This window comes from Oribacterium sp. WCC10 (genome assembly GCF_900113415.1).
Lineage (GTDB): Bacteria > Bacillota > Clostridia > Lachnospirales > Lachnospiraceae > Oribacterium.
In genome coordinates this window covers 1-19,746 of sequence record NZ_FOPH01000028.1, presented here as the reverse complement: position 1 = coordinate 19,746, position 19,746 = coordinate 1, and the positions used below count along the sequence as shown (strand labels likewise).

The 19,746-nt window shown below is 36.7% G+C and carries 13 protein-coding genes; all 13 read right to left on the bottom strand.

Annotated features, from left to right (window positions below):
- Positions 1-331: 331 nt before the first annotated feature.
- Positions 332-1,363, bottom strand: a complete 1,032-nt coding sequence (locus BM294_RS14405) for a tyrosine-type recombinase/integrase (protein WP_091209661.1) — start codon at positions 1,361-1,363, stop codon at positions 332-334.
- Complete coding sequence (locus BM294_RS14400; protein WP_175494712.1) at positions 1,360-2,322, bottom strand: tyrosine-type recombinase/integrase; 963 nt, start codon at positions 2,320-2,322, stop codon at positions 1,360-1,362. The genes BM294_RS14405 and BM294_RS14400 overlap by 4 nt, the downstream gene beginning before the upstream one ends.
- 2 nt (positions 2,323-2,324) lie before the next feature.
- Positions 2,325-3,539 carry a tyrosine-type recombinase/integrase gene (locus BM294_RS14395; protein WP_091209658.1) on the bottom strand — a complete coding sequence of 405 codons (1,215 nt, stop codon included), beginning with the start codon at positions 3,537-3,539 and terminating at the stop codon, positions 2,325-2,327.
- A gap of 201 nt (positions 3,540-3,740) precedes the next feature.
- Entirely contained in the window at positions 3,741-4,952 is a 1,212-nt protein-coding gene (locus BM294_RS14390) for a DGQHR domain-containing protein (protein WP_175494711.1), read from the bottom strand.
- Positions 4,949-5,698 carry a hypothetical protein gene (locus BM294_RS14385; RefSeq protein ID WP_091209654.1) on the bottom strand — a complete coding sequence of 250 codons (750 nt, stop codon included), beginning with the start codon at positions 5,696-5,698 and terminating at the stop codon, positions 4,949-4,951. Before BM294_RS14385 ends, BM294_RS14390 begins: the two co-directional genes overlap by 4 nt.
- A gap of 97 nt (positions 5,699-5,795) precedes the next feature.
- Positions 5,796-6,824 carry a restriction endonuclease gene (locus BM294_RS14380; RefSeq protein WP_091209652.1) on the bottom strand — a complete coding sequence of 343 codons (1,029 nt, stop codon included), beginning with the start codon at positions 6,822-6,824 and terminating at the stop codon, positions 5,796-5,798.
- A gap of 20 nt (positions 6,825-6,844) precedes the next feature.
- Complete coding sequence (locus BM294_RS14375) at positions 6,845-8,437, bottom strand: nuclease-related domain-containing DEAD/DEAH box helicase (protein WP_091209650.1); 1,593 nt, start codon at positions 8,435-8,437, stop codon at positions 6,845-6,847.
- A 2-nt stretch (positions 8,438-8,439) separates the two neighbouring features.
- The gene (locus tag BM294_RS14370) at positions 8,440-10,347 is read right to left on the bottom strand and encodes a hypothetical protein (RefSeq protein WP_091209648.1); all 1,908 of its coding nucleotides are present in this window, start codon (positions 10,345-10,347) and stop codon (positions 8,440-8,442) included.
- A gap of 11 nt (positions 10,348-10,358) precedes the next feature.
- Complete coding sequence (locus tag BM294_RS14365) at positions 10,359-13,760, bottom strand: DEAD/DEAH box helicase family protein (protein WP_091209647.1); 3,402 nt, start codon at positions 13,758-13,760, stop codon at positions 10,359-10,361.
- Positions 13,761-13,764: 4 nt separating this feature from the next.
- The gene (locus BM294_RS14360) at positions 13,765-15,729 is read right to left on the bottom strand and encodes an AAA family ATPase (RefSeq protein ID WP_091209645.1); all 1,965 of its coding nucleotides are present in this window, start codon (positions 15,727-15,729) and stop codon (positions 13,765-13,767) included.
- A gap of 15 nt (positions 15,730-15,744) precedes the next feature.
- Positions 15,745-16,587, bottom strand: coding sequence for a DNA adenine methylase (locus BM294_RS14355; RefSeq protein ID WP_091209643.1), 843 nt, complete (start codon positions 16,585-16,587; stop codon positions 15,745-15,747).
- Positions 16,588-16,609: 22 nt separating this feature from the next.
- Positions 16,610-16,837, bottom strand: a complete 228-nt coding sequence (locus BM294_RS14350) for a YdbC family protein (RefSeq protein WP_091209641.1) — start codon at positions 16,835-16,837, stop codon at positions 16,610-16,612.
- Positions 16,825-19,746, bottom strand: a 2,922-nt coding sequence (locus BM294_RS14345; RefSeq protein WP_091209639.1) for a type ISP restriction/modification enzyme, incomplete at its 5' end; no start/stop codon positions are given. The genes BM294_RS14350 and BM294_RS14345, both read right to left, overlap by 13 nt.

Sequence of the window (19,746 nt, the reverse complement as noted above, 5' to 3'; positions counted from 1 at the left end):
AATAATCTGGGGTCGGTTGAGCCACCTGTCCGGAGTTTGAGAGCCACCATTCCGATACTTGAGAACCACCCGCCAGCAGTTTATTCCACGGTGCTCTTGACATGAGCCTCCATCACACATGATTGTCCGGCAATGCGACAAATAGGCGCTTTGAGCTCTATTGCCAAGGCAAATAGCCTATCATGTGTTACTCATATCAAGAGCCTTTCGCGAAATCCGTACCTTGGGATTTCGCGAATAATACCAATCTTTGATCAATACCCAACCTTTTGTAATACACCTTATACTGTTAAGATTGAAATTACCAAAAGGTTGGGATTAGTCTTTATGATTAAAGGCCGCAAGCTGCTTTTAATGTACCGTCAGGATTTATCCATTTTGGCATTGTTGTTCTGTCTTCATCGCTTTGTATAGCCAGCAATGCCTTTGCCTCCATCTCGATGGAAATATCAAGATACCGCATCGTTACTTCCAGACTTTCATGTCCGAGCAGATGTGAAATCTGCACAATGTTGATCCCTTCGTCAAGCCAATGGGATGCTCTTGCATGACGGAATTGATGGGCATGTAAATCCAGCGGAACATCATTGTAAGCCTCATGGGCAATGGCAGCATATTTATGGAGTGCTTTCTGCACAGCAGTCTGGCTAAGCTTCGCCTTGCTTCCTCCGTTTCGGGAAAAGAAGAAGTATCCATCGGCTCTTTCTGATTTAAGGAAGATGTCTTTGTACTTATCAAGGTAGTCCGCCGCTTCCTTAAGCAGGTAGACAGTGCGTGCTTTAGCACCCTTACCTACAATCGTTGCGTGGGGGTGCACATCATCCAGATGGAGGTTCTCTGTCTTGAGCGATAAAGCTTCATCAAGTCGTGCACCGGTTGCGTAAAGGAATACGATCAGTGTGAAATAAAACTTTCCGGACTTTGTCGATGTATCTACTGCATCCAAGATAGCTGAAATGGCATCTTTTGTCAGTCCTTCAATCTTGTGTTTTTCTGTTTTCAAGAGCTCAACAGATTTGGCTTCAGAATACAGATACAGGTACTCTGGCTTTCTTTCGGACAGATATTTTATAAATCTCCTTAAAGAACCTAACCGTACGTTGATGGTGCTGTTTGATGCGTTTCGAACCTCCTTGAGCCATTTGATCCAGTCCTCGAGAAAAGGTTTTTCAAAGCATTTTTTGCTGAAATTTCTGAAATGGACATCTTTTCCATCTTCGAGGTATTCCAGATACAAAGCAAGGGCCAGGCGATATGATTTCAGTGTGTGAACACTGCCTGTCAGATATAATTCTGCATATCCGTCCAGAAATTCAGAAACATACTTTGACAGCTCTACGGCTTCCTTATCACCCCTTTTCATAACCGGCCGCCCCCAATCGTTCTTTTGAAGGCATTACCGGACTGGGCTTCAAGTATTCCAGCCAGGTTCGGGACCAGGGAGTAATAGTAAGATGTCGAATCTACACTATAGTGCCCCATAGATCTGGAAAGATGAACAAGGTTATCATTAAGGGAAAACCCTTCATCGATCCAGGAATTGATATTCATAGTGGCGTAATTATGTCTGATGTCATAAGCAACTGCTTTAACACCTGGATTGGCTTTATTCCAGAGAATTTTGAAAATGTCGGATACCCATTGTGTACGGAGAAAAAGGCCTTGCCTATTTGGGAAAAAGGCAACTCGTTCTGGCATGACTGCATCCATGGCACGGCTATACTCCCTGAGCATTATCGTCATGGAATCATGTAGAGCTACATAGTGCTGGTCATAGCCTTTTGAACGTTTGATCTCCAAGACCCCATTTTCAAGGTCTGCATCATCACAGGAAAGGAGCCTTGCTTCTGTGGTTCGTATCCCCGAACTATAGAGTAGTCTAAAGAAAACGGGGATGATCAGGCTGCGCCTGAGAGAATCATTTTTCATTAACCCGCCAGATATGGGGATGTTATCGCATTCATAGAAGAACCTGTGAAATTCCTCCTCCGTGAAGGAGTGTGGTATATAATTACGCTTGCCGTGCGGTGGAGCCTCAGGCGGCGTTATGCCGGAGATCCCTCGGGCATTAAGATATTTAATAAAAGCGATCACCGCCTTTATACGGGTATGCCTTGATTGTGCGTTCTCGCTGCTTCTCTTGTTACACCATCCATCCACCATGTCATTGGTAAGGATTGTAGCATCCGGATAGTTTTTTGAGAGAAACAAATCAAACAGATGAAGATTTTCATCGTAATTATTACACCAGCGATCGGAAGACTCCATAAACGCCACGAAATGGTTCATAAGTTCCTTCATAAAGGATATATGCTCTTTCATGGTTAACAGCCCTCCCTGCGGATTGGAAACTGCGAAATATCCAGAGCGCATTTCCGAAGGTTTTCGATGTCTGCATGCAGATATGGTGTCAATGAATCTGGGCAGCTGTGACCGACTGTCTGGCTAATCGTTGCCTGATCCGTACCGTTTGAAAGCAATGCTGTGACAAGATGGTGCCGAAAAATATGCGTTCCCTTACGGTCCCCTTTTGCATTGCGTACACACGAGGCTTTATAAATAACGTAGGAAATACTACAGATGGAAACCGGTGCGAGCCCCTCGGCAGAAAAGCTGTTGAGAAATAAGTAGTCACAACTGCTCTGAGGGCGCTCCTTATCAAGATAATCATAGATAGCATTCCCGATAACTGGCAGGAGTGGAAGATTCAGTGGCACACCGGTTTTCTGCTGGATACAATGTATCTTCCCGTTATGCCAATCGATATCTTCCAACCTGAGTGAAGAAATATCGCTGGCACGCATTCCTGTATACACAAGGAGGAAACCTATGGCGCGATCTCTTAAAGAAAGATTACCTTCTTTATCCTTAAGGGCGTGAAGAATCTTTGCTATCTCATCATCTGTAAGAAACTGAGTATTCTTATGATGATACTTAATCAAAGGAATGAGTGCCGATAATCGTTTACATTCCGAGAATCCGGTTTTTTCAAGGAGTGTAAGGGCATGGCTGATAATGCGTTTGGCTGTATATCCGCGCAAGACAGCGCCGTTTTTATCTCGGAAATAGCTTATCGAATCTGCTTCGGTTACATCACACGCCCTCTCACATCCTCTGGATTGAAGATGCTGAAGGAATGATCGAAAGCAACGATTATTCTTAGTAACGGTGACGAACTTCAACGAGCGCTGTGTTTCCATTGCTTCGAAAGCTACGGCCATTTTTTTAAACTCAGCATTGAGCTCCTGAGGAGTAGTGTTGCCCTCAGGATGTCTGGTTCTGTTAGGATAAACGGAATCTTCTTCAAACCGTCTGATTACAGTAAACAAGGTTTTTTTATTGGTGAAATTCTTCTTGTCACAAGCAAAAGCACGATCTTGCAGCGCTTCCTCATAAGTGATCCATTTGTGACTATTTTTGTTTTTCAGTAACCAACGGATTTCCCGTTGTATGGCCATGATGTAGGAGCTGCTGTAATTCATGGTCACCATATATTCGACAAGCGAATCCTGACTTAATGATAGGTTTTCAAGGTTCATGATATACCATCCTTTCTCTGCTTTAGTTGGATAAGGATAGTATATATTGCCAGGACTTAATCCCAACCTTTTTATGACGAGGACCTATATTTGTAAGCTTAGTATAAAAGGTTGGGTATGGACAAAAAGTTGGTATTATTCGCGAAATCCGTACCTTGGGATTTCGCGAAAGGCTCTTTACATGAGTATATTGATTTACACTTAAAACTGACTCTTAGCAAACAAAATATCTACTATTTTTTTTGCACCTGATTGGCTTGATGAGATTGATTCCACACGAATATCTGAAAAATTTAAAGTACCTAAATATTTAGAGTATATTGACTCATATTGCTCTACCAATGCTTTTCCATCAAACTCCTCATTATTCATATTCTGCCCTGAATAGCTTCTTTCCCCTGTAAAAGAAGCTACTAATTCATTAAAAGCAATTTGAAGCGTTTTAGTGCCTGCAACAAATCCTATAGTTTTGTACATAATTGAATTTCTCGAAAAGCTGCATAAATCCAACTGTTTGATCCATGCATTGAAAAAAGCAATGCAATGAGCTTGCATCAGTACCAGTTCATCATACGCGTAATAACGTCTAAACACTCGTTTTTCATCACCTGCTTCAAATCTAATCATTTGTCCTTCAGATGTCAAAAGGTTGTCTTTTGTTGAATCCTTCGTGATTAACTTCATCAGCTCACTCATTAGTGAGCCTTGAGAAACAAGTTGAGGAACCAACTCTCCGCTATCATTATAATTGTCCGTCTTATATCCGAGCATTTTGATACAATACTGCATAGAAGAATATTCTAATGAATTCATAGCCTTTACTACTTCATGAGCAAATCTCTCAACCGTAGGGTTATCATTTAATCCGTACAAATCATATACAAGAGATTTAGAAACTTGCTTTTGATTTCTATTAATAATTGAAAAAATCTCCGCATCTTGCGCCGCCTCAGTATCAAAAACAAACATAACTAGTAAATCAAATTTATTAGCAAGTCCTGATTCACTTATTCCTGCTAATCTGTGCTGTCCGTCCACTATTGATAAAAATCGGTGATCCCTTATTATTGCGTCAGAATCAATAGTTAAATATCCTGCATCTAAATTAGCATACTCTACATCTTCTATATTTTTTTCAGTCAATGAATAATCTGTTGATAGTCCCTTATAAAACCTAAAATATTTACTATCTCCAGACAAAATTATAGGTGTCGGAAACATCGCTTCTGTTCCCTTACAATATGTTGCTATTGAAGACACTCTATCTGATAGTAACATTCTTTGAATGCCTGTTGTGTTGTATGGAGTTCTTGTTTGTGACTGAGATATGGGAATTAGCACAGATGCATTAATCGTTGTCACATAAAACCTTCCTGCCGGCTGATCCACTGTAATAAACATATATGGTTTCATGATAAATCCCCCTCTAATGAGCTCTGTATGCTCTGGCATATTTTTAAGTATTTACCAAATACATCTCTTTGATCACCAAATACATTTTCTAATGTTTCCAATTTTGCATCTTCTGAGGTGTTACTACCTTGTCCTTCAGACACCACAAAATACTCATTCGGAATAATCTCCCTCTCAAAGAATTCTTTCATGAAATCAAATTCTTCTTTTCTTAAAACATAATCATTATTATCATCAACGTAATCGGCCAACATGCCTAAATTACCATCCGTATCACATATTTGCCCTTTGACATAATCAAATGTTTGTAAATAAAAATCCCTTAAAGTATTAAATTCGCTCTGGCATTGATTTACCATTGAAGGTGATATTTCAGTCTTATTTCTTTTATTGCGGATATAAGTCTTATATTTTTGATAATTATTCCTTACTTGGCTCAGGCTGTCATCAAATACTTTTTTTACCTCCTGCTGACGTTGTCTATTTATACTTTCAGTCAATGTTTTTTTCTTGTGATATGCTTCTAAATTGCCACGTGATATTGTTACAGCATTAATCACAAAGAACGAAATAATGAAAGCTGGAAGCGCTGTGATATTACTTATAGCCTCTACAAGTGACTGATTTATAAAATATAAAACAACCATTACTATTGTAATTCCCACAACAAGAAGCATTACCCTCCAATTCATCACCCAAAAATCTTTTAATCTCTTTGGTATTCCTTCATTTTTCTGCAGATTCATTTTGTTTGTGCCCCCATTTCTTCAGCCTCTTTTATATTTCAAAACAATGTCTTTCTTTTAAGATATCAATTCAATCATTTTTTGTTCTTGCGTTGTTTTATTCGCCATCATCGCTAAGCATCCAAATTCTTTTAAGTGGAATATCTGCCTGAATTTCAGCGCTTAGTTTATCATAGTTATCGAAAATTTCCTTAATAACATCGTTTGAATTCCACAACCGAATCCTAAAGAACTGATTACCACGCTCCTGCTCGACGCTACTCTTAAACCCACTCCACGATACAAGAAGACCATATTCGGCCCCAACCTTAGACATAACCCCTCCAAGCTGATCTGATGTAGCTCTATCTATAGGAGAATCCTGTGATTTAACTTGTACACATATCTTCGGTGAGCCAAACCCCATTTCTCCACCAGAAGCAAGTAGATCTTTCCCCCCATCTGCACCTTGCTTACTATGATATACCGTAAGCCCTTTGGCCTTAAGAATCTCAGCTATAAGCTGTTCCATTTTATAACCCTGAAATTTCCGAATAATATACTTTGAAATAGAATCATTTGCAGCTTCTTCAATATTCGTAAGCGAATGACTCTCAGTATCATCAGCATCGGCAAATACTTTTATTGGTCCGCTTTTGGTTTTCCAATTGTTCTCAGCCATCTGCTTAATGCGATTTTCTGCATCATTCCTAGTAATCTTACATACTGTCATAAACGCGCCAAACGAATATAGCAAGTCTTGATCAAAGTTATTTCTTGGCACATCTGTAGCAAACCATTCTACATCTCTAAAATGATAGTATGGATTATCTGCATCAGCGTCAAAAGAATAACCTCCCACAACTTTTCCAAAATGAATTGTACTGGACAGTTTACTTGGCAAAACTATCCAATCACCTTTTTCTATACGATGTGCAATGGGATATATCTGGGAAGCCCAATTTCTTATAGTATTTGTCTTCTCTCCAGAATATAATTCCTGAAGTTTTTCTAACAGTTTTTCTCTATCTTTGTATTCTGAAAGATTAATGTTTAATCCATCCCATGTAAGATATATTCTTTTCTCATTCAAAAACTTAGCTTCAAACTCGCCATTTTTTCCCGCTCTAAAAAGCCAAATACTCATTTTCTTGCCCCTTTCCCACACTAATATTTACTCATAATCAACTCCATCAAATAATACCTAGCCCTGGTATATGCTATATAGTTGGAATTATCTGTTGAACCATTCGCATGAACATACACTATCATATCTGATTCAAGTCCCTTAAAGTCCTCCACTGAAGAAACCTTTATCTCATCAATCTTATCTGTATATTCTTTTACAAATTTCCATTTCGCTATTGAAGTCCCACATAAATCAATGAAATTGTCTGCGTTCTCCGTCAGTATTACTAATGATGAACTATCCAAACCTTCATCCTCTAAAAACTTGTTGAACAAGTTTTCAAGGCGATGCTTCAGATGTTTTATATCATTAATTTTTTCAGAAACTGGCCAAGGTCCTTCAACTGGATTTACAATCACATCTGTGCCAAGTTCTGTATTCTCCATCGCCCAACTGTATATATTAGCTGTATTTCTTATATTTTCATGTAAAAGAAATGGTGGAGTAGAAATCATAAAAGCATCACCAAAGCTGTCCTTTCTAAACACTTGTACATCATCATAAAAAACACCAAGCCTTGATTCATGCTCATCAACTAACAACGCTTTTGTCAAAAAAGCCAAATCCTCAGAAAAATCTTGCGCCTCATCAATAAAAATCGCGTCGAATTTATCTGCATCTTCCCTGATAGAATCGTTGATTCCCTCATAGCGTGGCGCCTGGTAGTTTTCAGGATTCAACGATATTTTTTTTATAAGTGTTTTTATGTCATACACTTCTATCTTATTTGAAAGTCTTTCTCTCACCATCTTTGCCAAGTTTGGTGAAGCACACAAAAACATAACAGATTTATTTGGATCACCTGCCTCTAGTTCAGCGAGCTTCATTGCAATCCATGTTTTTCCTGTACCAGCTCCACCTCTAATATAAAACTGCCTAATATTAGACAAAAAATAAACATAGCCGTCCTGTACTTTATTAACCATTTTAAACTGTCGCTCTTTATACTTCACAAGAGCTCCTGCTGCCGCGTTAATAGCTATTCGTTTTCGAATAATTTCTACAAAGGATTTATGCTGATTTTTCTCATAGAGCTTAAATCCATATGATGAACCACCCCAGAATTTAAACATCTTTTTAATTCTGTTATGTAGATCATTCATTCCAGTACTATCAATGGTACAAACCTCAGAACGATTGCTTAATTTCTCGATTTCATTAACTTTATAAAATGGAAATACTACGCCAGCACCATATATTCCTTGGTAATCCAAGTTATATTCATTAGAATACGCTTTCTGAAAAAAATACATGCTTGCTTCTGCTTGTTCATAAGGAGATCGTGTCAGCTTTCGATCACCATGAGTACTATCTAAAATAGTCCACTCATTATCTTCAACCCTTATTCCATTCCCTCCTTTCACTTCCAGGCATAGAAATCCATAATTAGGGCTGACAACCACAAAGTCGGCTTCTGATTTTTCCTTTTTTCCATTCTTCGTGTATGTCCAGGATACTGAATAAAAGACTTCAAATGTATCCGGCAACTGTTGTTGTAATTCATAAAACACCAATTGTTCAGACTCAGTAGGCGCATACTGTGCTATATCTTTTGGATACATTATTGCCATAATCACATCTCCCAGAAACCAATAAGTGGTTCTTCTAAAGTATCTATCGTGTACATGTATTTTCTACCAAGACCATTGTTGAAATGGTTACATGAAATCTCAGGAATAATCAAGCATGCACTGCAGCTAGTATCATCTCTTTCAGAGCATATTGGATCAAACACACAGTTTCTCGTATCTGTGTATACCTTGTTAAGAAATTGTGCATAATTGTTCTCTGCCATACCAGACAAAGCTCCCAGCGGAACTGCTTGCGTAGTCTGCGCATACATAAATATGCTGGCAGTTTCAACTATTATTATTTCTGTTAAAGAGTTACCTGCCAAACCGCTCATCTCTCCAGCAGTCTTAATAAATGCATGTGACATCGAATGTAGCAAAGAAAAAACGTATTTAGTTATTTGCTCAGCGTCTTCTATTTCTCCAAAAGCAGAAACCAACTCGCCTTTTACATTTTCAGCAAACCATTTCTTTACAGATAACTCGTCATCAAGATCTGGAAGCTGCTCTTCTTTAATAACTTTATTAGCATATAACCATTCAATAATTTTTCGCTGACTTATCTCAAATAAAATGCCTTCTGTTTCTAACTCTGCACCGTAAACAAGATTCGCATTTCCATCTTTTGTCTTATCGTAAGCATTGAGTTTTAATCTGCACTTCGAATTTTGCTTTTGCGCTATAACAGGATCTGCTGTTTTACGTGTGTAGCCATAAGTACAACTAATAACATCTATATCACAGGAAACCTGCATATTTGTTATGCCAAGTTTCTTGTTCATTAATAAAATATCATCCGGGCTATCAATAAACTCTAATTCAATCTGTTTTTCAATAGCATCCTGAAGAGTGTATACTTGCTTCGCATACTTGATAGTGTCATACTGCATCAACTTATATGAATAACTGCTAACCCATTGCTGATATACCTCTTCATTAGCCTTTTTCATAGTTGAAAACAAGTTATCACATGCTGCTGCATATTGTTCTACTCCACCATTTTTTTGCTTTGTCGCAAGCATGTTACTTACAAATTTGTCGAATTGATCTTGAGTTATGAGTCCTGCATCAACCATTCCTTGAACAGTTACTTCCGCTTCTTTTCTTTGCTCATCGCTTCGCATCATGTCGCTAAATGCAACCGCGACATTATCCAGAATCTTTTCGTAATCTTCTTGAGATAACTTTCCAAACCACTTTGCTATAACAATCTTCTGAGCCTCTTCTCCCTTTTCAAAGAAGTCTCCGCTTCTTTTATCAACCAAATTGATAATTCTAAGAGAAAATGGCTTATAATTACGACTTGACTCTGCGTTGTCAGGAAGCAGTCTTGACTTACATGTAGGACACGGAATTACAAACTCGGCGGCCTTTTCCGCATTGCCTTGCTTGTAATACATCTTATTTGGATTGATATTAGGCTTATATAGTAAGTCCTTAACACCTTTTACAAAAGGCCTCTTAATAGGCTCCGCATATCCACATTCACATGTATAAACCATTTGTAACTGCTTTATAGACTGTTTCTCACAATTAGGGCATTTCCAAGTACGTCCATCAACCTGGCTTGCATTGTTTTTTTGAAACGTATAATGGCATGAACTGCAATAAAACAGTAATGGAGACATTGTTCCAATAATATCAGGAACGCCATCAATACACGCTGGCTCGACAACCATAAAGCAATTATCACCATTTAGATTAAACGCGTTTATATCTCCACCGCGCTTTCCAAATAGTTCTATTTGCCTCTTTATCTCGCCTTCTATGAAGTTATGATGGATATTCTCCATCTTTCTATTATTCCAGTTATTGATTTGAGCTGTTATTGCTCGCCCTGCGTCATTTTTTTCAGATACCCACATTCCCGGCAGGAATTTATATACAGCCTGGCTTTTTCCTCTTTTCATGTGTGCTTACCTCAAATCTTTATTTCAATCTGTTCTTCAGTATCACGTAAACTAATCATTGGTCGCTTCTTGCCATGAGTGTATTTCGCTATTGCATCACTAAGGAAATCATCCTTGGTGAAATTTCCATTAGCAATACCATCCAAAACTTTATGAACTTGTTCTTCTATTACTTCCTTGTAAGCAAGAGATAACTTTTCTCTTCCATTACATGCATATGCGCCAACAAGATGTGAAATAACCTCGTCTTCTCTGATTTTTCCTTCAAGGAGTAACTTTTTTAAATCAACAGCCTTGTACATCGAATCTAAGCCATTTTCAATCGTGTAATACTGCATCAAGATTGCAGATAAAACACCTGGTAATGTACTGTATATTGCATTCTTTGCCCATCTGTTAATAGGCACTCCCTCAACCAAATCATCTTTATTTTGATGGAACACAACAAAGTTTTTCAGATAAGAACGATCTCGTATCCTCATGAGTCTGATGATATCAATAACAATACCAGTATATTTTCTACCAGTTCTTGAATATGCCTGTATATATTCAGCGTTATTATTAGGCATACCAAAGAAATACATGATGTTAAACGAATCCTCATCGACACCATGAGATATAGTGCTAGTCGCTAAAATGAGGTTTGTACTATCCAAGTTTTTTCTATTTGCCTGGACATCAAACAGTGTTTTTCTTACATCTTGGAAATCCACATCACTTGTCATTTGTTTTGGATTAAATAGTGGAATGCCTTTTTCTTCGAGGAAGTTGTTTGCCTGATTCCTAAATGAATTTTCAAGCTCCATTGCATCCTGTTTTCTGTTGTTATATACAAGTTCAATCCAATAATCGTAAAGCATCTCTTGAAGCTCTTCCTTTGATCCTTCAAATCCTGCTTCTACAAGTTCTCTGTAAGTATCCTCTATATTAGTCATTAACGAATACAATATCGTTCTCATCATATAGACAGATTCCCACATTCCATTAGTAATAGATCTTCCATATGGAGCGTATCCAAGAATAATTCTTGTAACATCATTATTATCCGTATATGAATAAAAATCTCCTCCCGGAGTCATGGATGGATATTCACACGGAAATCTTCTACCTGCCATATGATACAGATGTTTAATATGCTCTTCATACATAGAAATGGTAGCGGTAGCACCTATAAATCTAATCTGTTTCCTCTGATTCTCCGGCACCAGATTCTTGGCATAATAGTTTGCAAAAGATTCATAATGTGCGTCAAAGGTTCCCAGACTCTCTTTTACCAAGTGCATTTCATCCTGGATAAACAGTGTTGGGACTGGATCCTTTAACTCATTAATTTGTCTAAGGCTTTCACTACATCCCTCACGTTCAACCAAACACCTTGATTGGCAGCTAAATCCATGAACAGGGCACCATTTCTTAACCTGACCAAACAACATCTTAAACTCATTCGTTGTACCGAGCATTGCCATTTTATCAATAGTACTTACTACTATTGATGGCAAATAACGATATATTTCATTATCGACAATCCGCAGTGGTAGCTCATCAACCTTACACTCTGGATTATCACAATAATGCTCCAGTTTCCATGTTGTTTTGTTAAAACGCATACTAATATGTTTCTTGCCACAGATAGGACAAGTATCTATAAACCTATAGTATTCATTTAAAGTTTCTTCATCACTTTCTAATATGAGTCCCCTTGAGCCATGGCTACTATCCCCCCTATCACTTAGTTGTTCTCGGGAAGAGATAGAATTTGGTGTATTAGCTTTACCTACAAAGAAACCAACCTCGAATCTTGGAGTATTCTTTATTTCAGCTATTGACTCCCTGACAATATTAGCTTTCATCACAACTACTAAAACACGTTCCAACTGTTGTACAGCCAACAGACGTAATGGATATTTTAGCAACGCTGTTATTCCATAATTTTTTCCGCGTAGTCTATCAAAGAACATCGAGAATACACAACATCCCAAAAAGGCTTCTGTTTTTCCACCACCTGTAGGAAAATACAAAAGATTTGCAACCTCAATATCCGTCTCTGCAAGAGTAGAATCGTCCTTATATTCACTTCTTATCATTTCACTAATCAAAGAAACTATAAATACAATCTGAAACAGACGCCAACCTGGATAACTTCTACCAGTCCCAATTTCAGTGCTAAAGGTCTGATTCATATAAACAAATGCTTTTTTTACCCAATCCTTAAACTCAATTTGCTTAATTCCCTTTTCAAATCTGCTAATTTCTTGCTGATATGTATTTAAATCTTTTTGAAATTTCATCTTGGCTGCCGGACTAGAGAATGTTGTGTTAAAAAACTCCTGCTCTCTTTTCTCATAATCCTTCATCATTTCAGAATGTATCATTCTAAGGTTTTCAACAGGATTGGAAATCAGTCTTTCAAAAGTAATATACTGATTGAATTGATCCTTAGTCCTTAAACGGTCCTGATAATAGATTGGTATATTATCTGTTTGAATAGCATTTTCATCATCCAAAAATTTCGCAGATGTATTCTCGGCAATAGCATATATCGGTTGTCTAGCTTTATAACTATTTTTAAAATAATCAAGCTCTATGTCCTGAAATACTATGCCTTCATCACCGACAATCTTAATTCCAGCATTAAAAATCTTAGGAACATAGCCAGTATCCATGTTATCGCTTGTTACAGTATTGTTTACCATCTGGAGAAGAAAACGATAAGAGTCTTTCTCCTCTGTTATGCTGCATAATATATCGATAGTCCAATTGGGATGAGATATTCCTTCTTTAGCAGAACTTTTGGCTTTAAATCTATCTTTATCGGCAAGATCAAAAAAAGAAATGCTCATATCAGGAATCATACGTATTTCATTCATAATTCTATCTGTGAGAGCACTAAGTTTTGCACTAATTTGCGACTCCAGACTTCTTTTTCCCGTCTTAAAATCCTGAGCCTGAAGTTCTATTCCTTCACCCATAAATTCAGCAATATCAATTGATTTATAATTTCTGGGAAGTGGAAACTTCTGATCAGCATAAACATCACACAATTCCTGGATATTGGCATAAACATGTCTATCCTTCTCTGAATACGTCTGTAAAACATACGCTAATGTTTTTTCATAATCCGCAGCCACTGAATAGAACAACAACCCTTGCGGAATAATATGTAAGGATCCTTTAGCCTCTTTTTTCACAACAAATGTCACACTGATAGAAGGCACACTTTCAAAACGTGTTTCAGAATTTTCCTTGTATCCACCAGTCAATGAATTTTTAACCCTATTCTCAGCCAGCATACCTACCATAACTCTTTTGGCAGGCTCTTCTCCAATTAAATAGCCATTGATGTCGCTTCCTGAAACCCTACGTGAATACTTTGAAACGATGTGTTTGGCTAAAATATTATAATTATTTGCCATAATTCTACCTCTCTGCCTCAACTATGATATTTTCTAATGGGGACCCTTGTTTTAAGTCGCTTACAACATAGAGGATTTCTCTAGCTCTTGAGCATGCTGTATATAATTTCCTAATCTGAACTTGAACCTTTTCCTGATTGTCTTCATGCATATTGCTTATCTGTTGCCATGATGTAATATCAAATCTTTGCCCTCTATCACGGAAAATAAAATTATAAGGATAAAGCCCACTGACAATAACCGCCTTGAAGTCTAATCCCAGCGACGAATCAATTGTTGAAACGACTACACCATTTGTTTGACTATATTTCACTTTAGTTGGCGTTCCATCAATAGATGGCGTTATAAGAGAATATGGGATATCTTCCTTATCCATAGCCGATGTAAGCCAGTACATGAAATGATAATTCAATGTTTTATTTTCCTTGTAAGGGAACAAAACTGCTATTTCTGAATACCCCACCTTGTATTTGTTAACAATTTCTTTGATTGCAGATAGCACAGCGGACTGTATCTGTGTACGATTGATACCAGTCTGAATTTTCAGGGCCACTCCCTCATGGTCTCCAGACTCAAAAGAATCATATGCAAACTCCTTTAGGCTAATCATATTCATTCGCTCCATTTGATCGTTCATATAATGAAGCATACGATTTAAGTAATCTCCTATTTGCTTGCTATTTCTATAATTCTTCTCTATATATTTCACTCTACCTGTGAAATCTAGATTAACCCCGTTTATCTTTTTCCAAGGCGCATCTCCTCTGCGGCTTTGAGCTCGTACTGTTTGATTTAGATCGCCTGCCATCAAAAAGGTTGCATCCTCGCTTTTTTCAAGAAGAGCATAACAAAGTTCTAGATATATTGGCTCAAAAATCTGCACTTCATCAATAAATATCGCCTTAAATCTCATTTTTATTTCGCCAGAACGAACCTTGTCTAGACATTCCTGTATTTCTTCCGGAGTTGCTATATTTGAATCGCAATGTTTATGTAAGCAGTCTTCAAATAAACGCTTAACCAACTTATGAAGCGTCATAATATACAGATTTCTATTTTGCCCGAAATTAGCACAACTCTTTTTAAATAAATAAGAATCTGCCAGATTACTATTAAAGCAGGTTAATAGTACTTTTGATTCTTTGAATAAACTTGCATACTTGAATGCTTTAGATAATAAGATTACGCTTTTCCCAGCTCCAGGATTGGCCAATAGCACTCTGTGCCCGCGGCCCATATCATTAACTAATCCAACCTGATATTCATCAAGAAAAAATGTTTTATACTCTGCTTCCTTACCCGTAATTCTGAAATCTTCGTCAGAGTGTATCTTTACCGTTTGCTCTATCTGAATATTCTCTTTTTCATGGATGACAACTGAATACTCTGGGGCCAATCTTTCAAATATGGCTCTGCTTTCTAAATCAGATATTGACTTAAAAGTGGGATCATACGGAATCCTACAACCATTTGCGAAGTCTGTATTTATAACTTTTGCCACTAGTTTTCTTTTGGCCAACGGATATAAGAACTGTGCATAAGCATATGCCTCTAACCGCCTTGTTCTATCGTCTTTAGCGCTTAATACCCCAGTTCTTTCATTTGCAAAGATAATCATATGCCTATATGGAAATTTTAGATATTTTCTATCGCCATCTCTTACTATCAAAGATTTAGAATCTAGAAGCCTCTGATGAATCATTGACTCTATCATAGTCACATATTTTTCATATCTTTCGATGTTATCGATATTGATAGATTCAGTATAGATAGAAAATGATAATAACCCTTTTTTCGGAGCAATATAAAATCCCATTTTGACAAGATCTGAACTTAATCCCAGAAAGTCTGTCCCCACAACAAAATGACCTTCGCCTAAGTTTTGTGTGGCACTTCTTAACAAAGCTTTTTCTTCTTTAGTAAATTGTTCTTTTCTTTCAAAATCACTAGGCCATAATCTTAGCGCCATAAAAACACCTCAATATCAATAATTCATCACAATAACTTCATCAATCATATGTCTCTTTGCCTTATCAGCACTCACGCTTCTACGGGCCTGAACAATATGAATGTTGTAATCCTTATATAATTCTTTAATAAAACTACACGACGAATTAGATAACATAAACTTCACGCCTTTATCAGTCAATCGATCACATATACGCTTTAATTCTATTTGTTTATCTTGCCCAAAGCCATCAACCGTATACTTTGTAAATGTTTCATCCCCATTCTCAGGTGGCATATATGGTGGATCAAAATATACAAAAGCTCCAGCTCTTATATGTTTTAAGGCATCTTTATAATCTCCACATCGAATTTCTATCTTGTTTTGAGATAAGTACTCATGAATAGCCTTTATCCTCTCTTCAAATACAATCTCTGGATTCTTATATCTACCACATGGTGTATTAAAATAACCGGATTGATTAACTCGATATAATCCGTTGAAGCATGTCCTATTTAAGTATATTGTCCTAGCTGCACGCTTTATATCTCCTAATTCCTTAAACGCTTCCTCATCACGATCCCATGCCCTTACTTCGTAATAATATTCAACAGTATTCTTTTCTTTATGCAGCTTAAGTTCTTTAATTAGCTCTCGTGGGTTATCCCTAATTACCTTATATGTATTAATAAGTTCTTCATTATAATCATTAATAACTCCATACTTGGGTAGAAATCCTAAAAGCACTGCCGCTCCACCTATAAATGGCTCATAGTACCTTGTATGGGAAGGAATCAGTGGCAAAATCTCATCAAGAAGTTGCCTTTTGCCTCCTCCCCATTTCAAGACAGGAGATATTTTTTCTCCGTTTTCAATCATATAAATCTCTCTTTCAGTTAATTTATTTCAATCCCAAACTTTTTCCAAGAAGGACGTATAATTCCTTTGCCTCTTGCTCCGTGAGGGTTATTCCTCTTCCCATTTTTTCATGTTCTGGTGCCCAATCACGAATATCGTACTTTGCTGCACCATTATTCCATGAAACGAGATTTATTTCTTTTGTCCACCCCTTTGCATTCTCAGCTAGGATCCCTATTTTTTCTTTTATTTCAAACTTTATATCTGACATTTTTTTATCTCCTGCATGATTTTTATAGTTTCTCCAATGCAATATTGCATATTTCTAAGTTGCTTTATTGAAGCTGTATCAAAAACCATACCTTTATTGTCTTTTAACCATTTCTGAATTGGTTGATATCCACACATAATGAATTCCCAAATTTCCTTTGATATACCATCAAAGCCGTCTGTTTTATTGATATAGACAGTATTATTAGCATATTTCACTTTTTCTAATGTCTTACCTACTAGGCTCGAATCTTCATAACTTGATTCAGGTAAATCATGCATCAGATGTATATTCACTAGTTTTCTTCCCAATATAACAAGCTTAGAAAACACTTCCCTATCAGTTGGAAATGGAATTCTGGGAAAGGAGGAGTTTATAAATTCTTTGTATTTTTCTCTATATTTTTCAGAATATACAACCGCATAAATATACGATAAAATATCTTCCGGTTGAAGCTTCTCTGCTTCATGGTATCCTAATGATTCTTCTATTCTTTTAACAATTTCACTGTTTAGATTTAGTGTCTTTTTTCTACTACCAAACTCATCATAGTACATGTACAATGGAAACAATGCTGATTGGGTTGTTCTCTCTCCACATTTAGCTTCAGACATGACATCTGTAACCAAAAATTGAGAACAATCATCCCCTTTATTACTTCTGGCCGTAATCAGACCTACATTGTCCTCATAGAACGAACTCATTATGTTTTCTCTGCTTCTTTCCAAAAGTTGAGTGTCATAATAAATATATTGCTTAACCAATGGTCTATAATAAATTGGAAAAATCTTAGACTCATCAGCTATAATTTTATAGTACTCACAAACATTATTTTTAAGTTTTTCTCTATCAGAATTTATTAGGATTTTATCTTTTGCTGTTACAACTCCAACAGAATATTTCTTAAATAATTCATCCACCGCAAAGCCTTGCATATACTCATTTTTTAATCCTATATCTGTTGGTTTAAAATTGTATTCTGGTGCAACTACATCAACTTTCTCAAACTCAATGTTGTCTATACAATGATGCAATAAATAATCGTATTTGAAATTTCTCATCCCCCAAAGATCTGCATGATATACTTCAGCCATCATATTTCTTCTCTTCTTAGATTTAATAAAGAAATTAATGCTTACACCCTGTTGGATATCAAAAACATTCTCATCTTTACTACCATCAGGACACTTTTCTTTTCTATTACTATTGCCATGAAGATCCAAAATATAGATAGCATCAAACTTTCTTAGTAAATTCCACCGCATACCCCTGAAAGTTGGATTATCTATAAAGCCATGAGGATTAATAAAAGCAACAATTCCTTCACCATTTTGGGTAATATAACCTTCACATAACCTAATAAACTTGACATAATCATCATTTATCCATTTGGGATTTTTCTCATCTAGCTTTTGTATTCCGCCAGGCTCCATCTTATATTCTTGTATTAAATCCATTATCCATTTTCCAGAGTTTATACTTGCAGCATTATAAGGGGGATTACCTATGCATACATTTATACATTCTTTCTTTTTAACTTCATTAGCAGCAACTGACTCATCCGCCAATGGATCATAGAATAACGACATCTGCGCTTCTGAATTCCCGGGTTCTTCTAGTGAATTAGTCAAAAATACATTCAATCTATTAGTTCCCTTAAAATTGTATCCTGTTTTTTGTAATAGCATTGCCAATTTCATATGCGCAACTGCATAAGGAGCCATCATAATTTCATATCCATAGATCCTTGGCAGTAACTGTTTATCGACATATTCATTCCATTGAGTATAAAAGTCTTCCTTAGATACGAATTTGCCTTCCGTACGAAATGTATGATAAATCTGCAGAATAACCTGTCGAAGAAACGTTCCAGTTCCTGTTGCTGGATCCAATATTTGTACTATAGGAGTTTCTATTCTCTGTCCATTAAGAGATTTTTGGCCGTTTTTCTTCATCTTTTTCACTGTTATTGTTTTGGTAACAGTGGAGGCCATTCCGTTTTTTATATCAAATTCGCTTCTTAATAAGCTATGAACAGATCGCACCATAAAATTAACAACCGATGCCGGTGTATAATATACCCCACCCCTCTTTTTCTGTTCTTTTTCATATGCATCAAGAAATCCCTCATAAAAATAAATAACAGGATCCTCTTTTCCACCTCCGGTTTGTCTATTGAAATCCTGAATAATTAACTCTGTGTTTGTATTACTTAATAGCTCTACTATATTTCCTATTTCCAATTCATCAAACGATAACGCTTCGCCATTATGATTTTCAAAGCACTCCCTTAGCAAACTTTTTAAAAATGGGTTTGTATTAGGAATACACTCTATTGCTTCTTCAGCACTAAAATCATTCTGTGTATTATCCATGCAACGAGCCGAAAACAAACCATAAACCACTGTTTGAGCATACATATCCGCAAACTGATCTTCAGTCATGTCATAGACTAAATTATTTTTGAATTTTTTAAATAGCTTATGTACATTTCCAGCTTCAGTTTCTACATCTAGAACGTTTTTTATTCTTTCCTTAATATTTCTCGCTTCGTTTGCTAATTGTTGTGTTAATGACTCAGAGTCATGAACATTTTGCAAGTATTCCAACAGAAATGCGCTTGACCAAGATTTTCTCCATCCTTCAATATCATTTGTATTATGAGGCCAGGAGAGACTACGCAATCTCTTCTCAAAGAGCTCTATTTGATCAAAGTCCTCAAGTGCTGGCGCGCAAGAAATCATTTTTATTTGCGGGAGAGATCTTTCCTTATCCTCAAAATGCACAATCCCTACAGTTCTATTATTTCCTTCTCCCCACGTGCATAGAAACAATAAATCTTGTTTATCCCATACTGCATGATTTGCAGAATTCCTTTTTTTGGGAATTAAGCCAGATAATATTTTTTT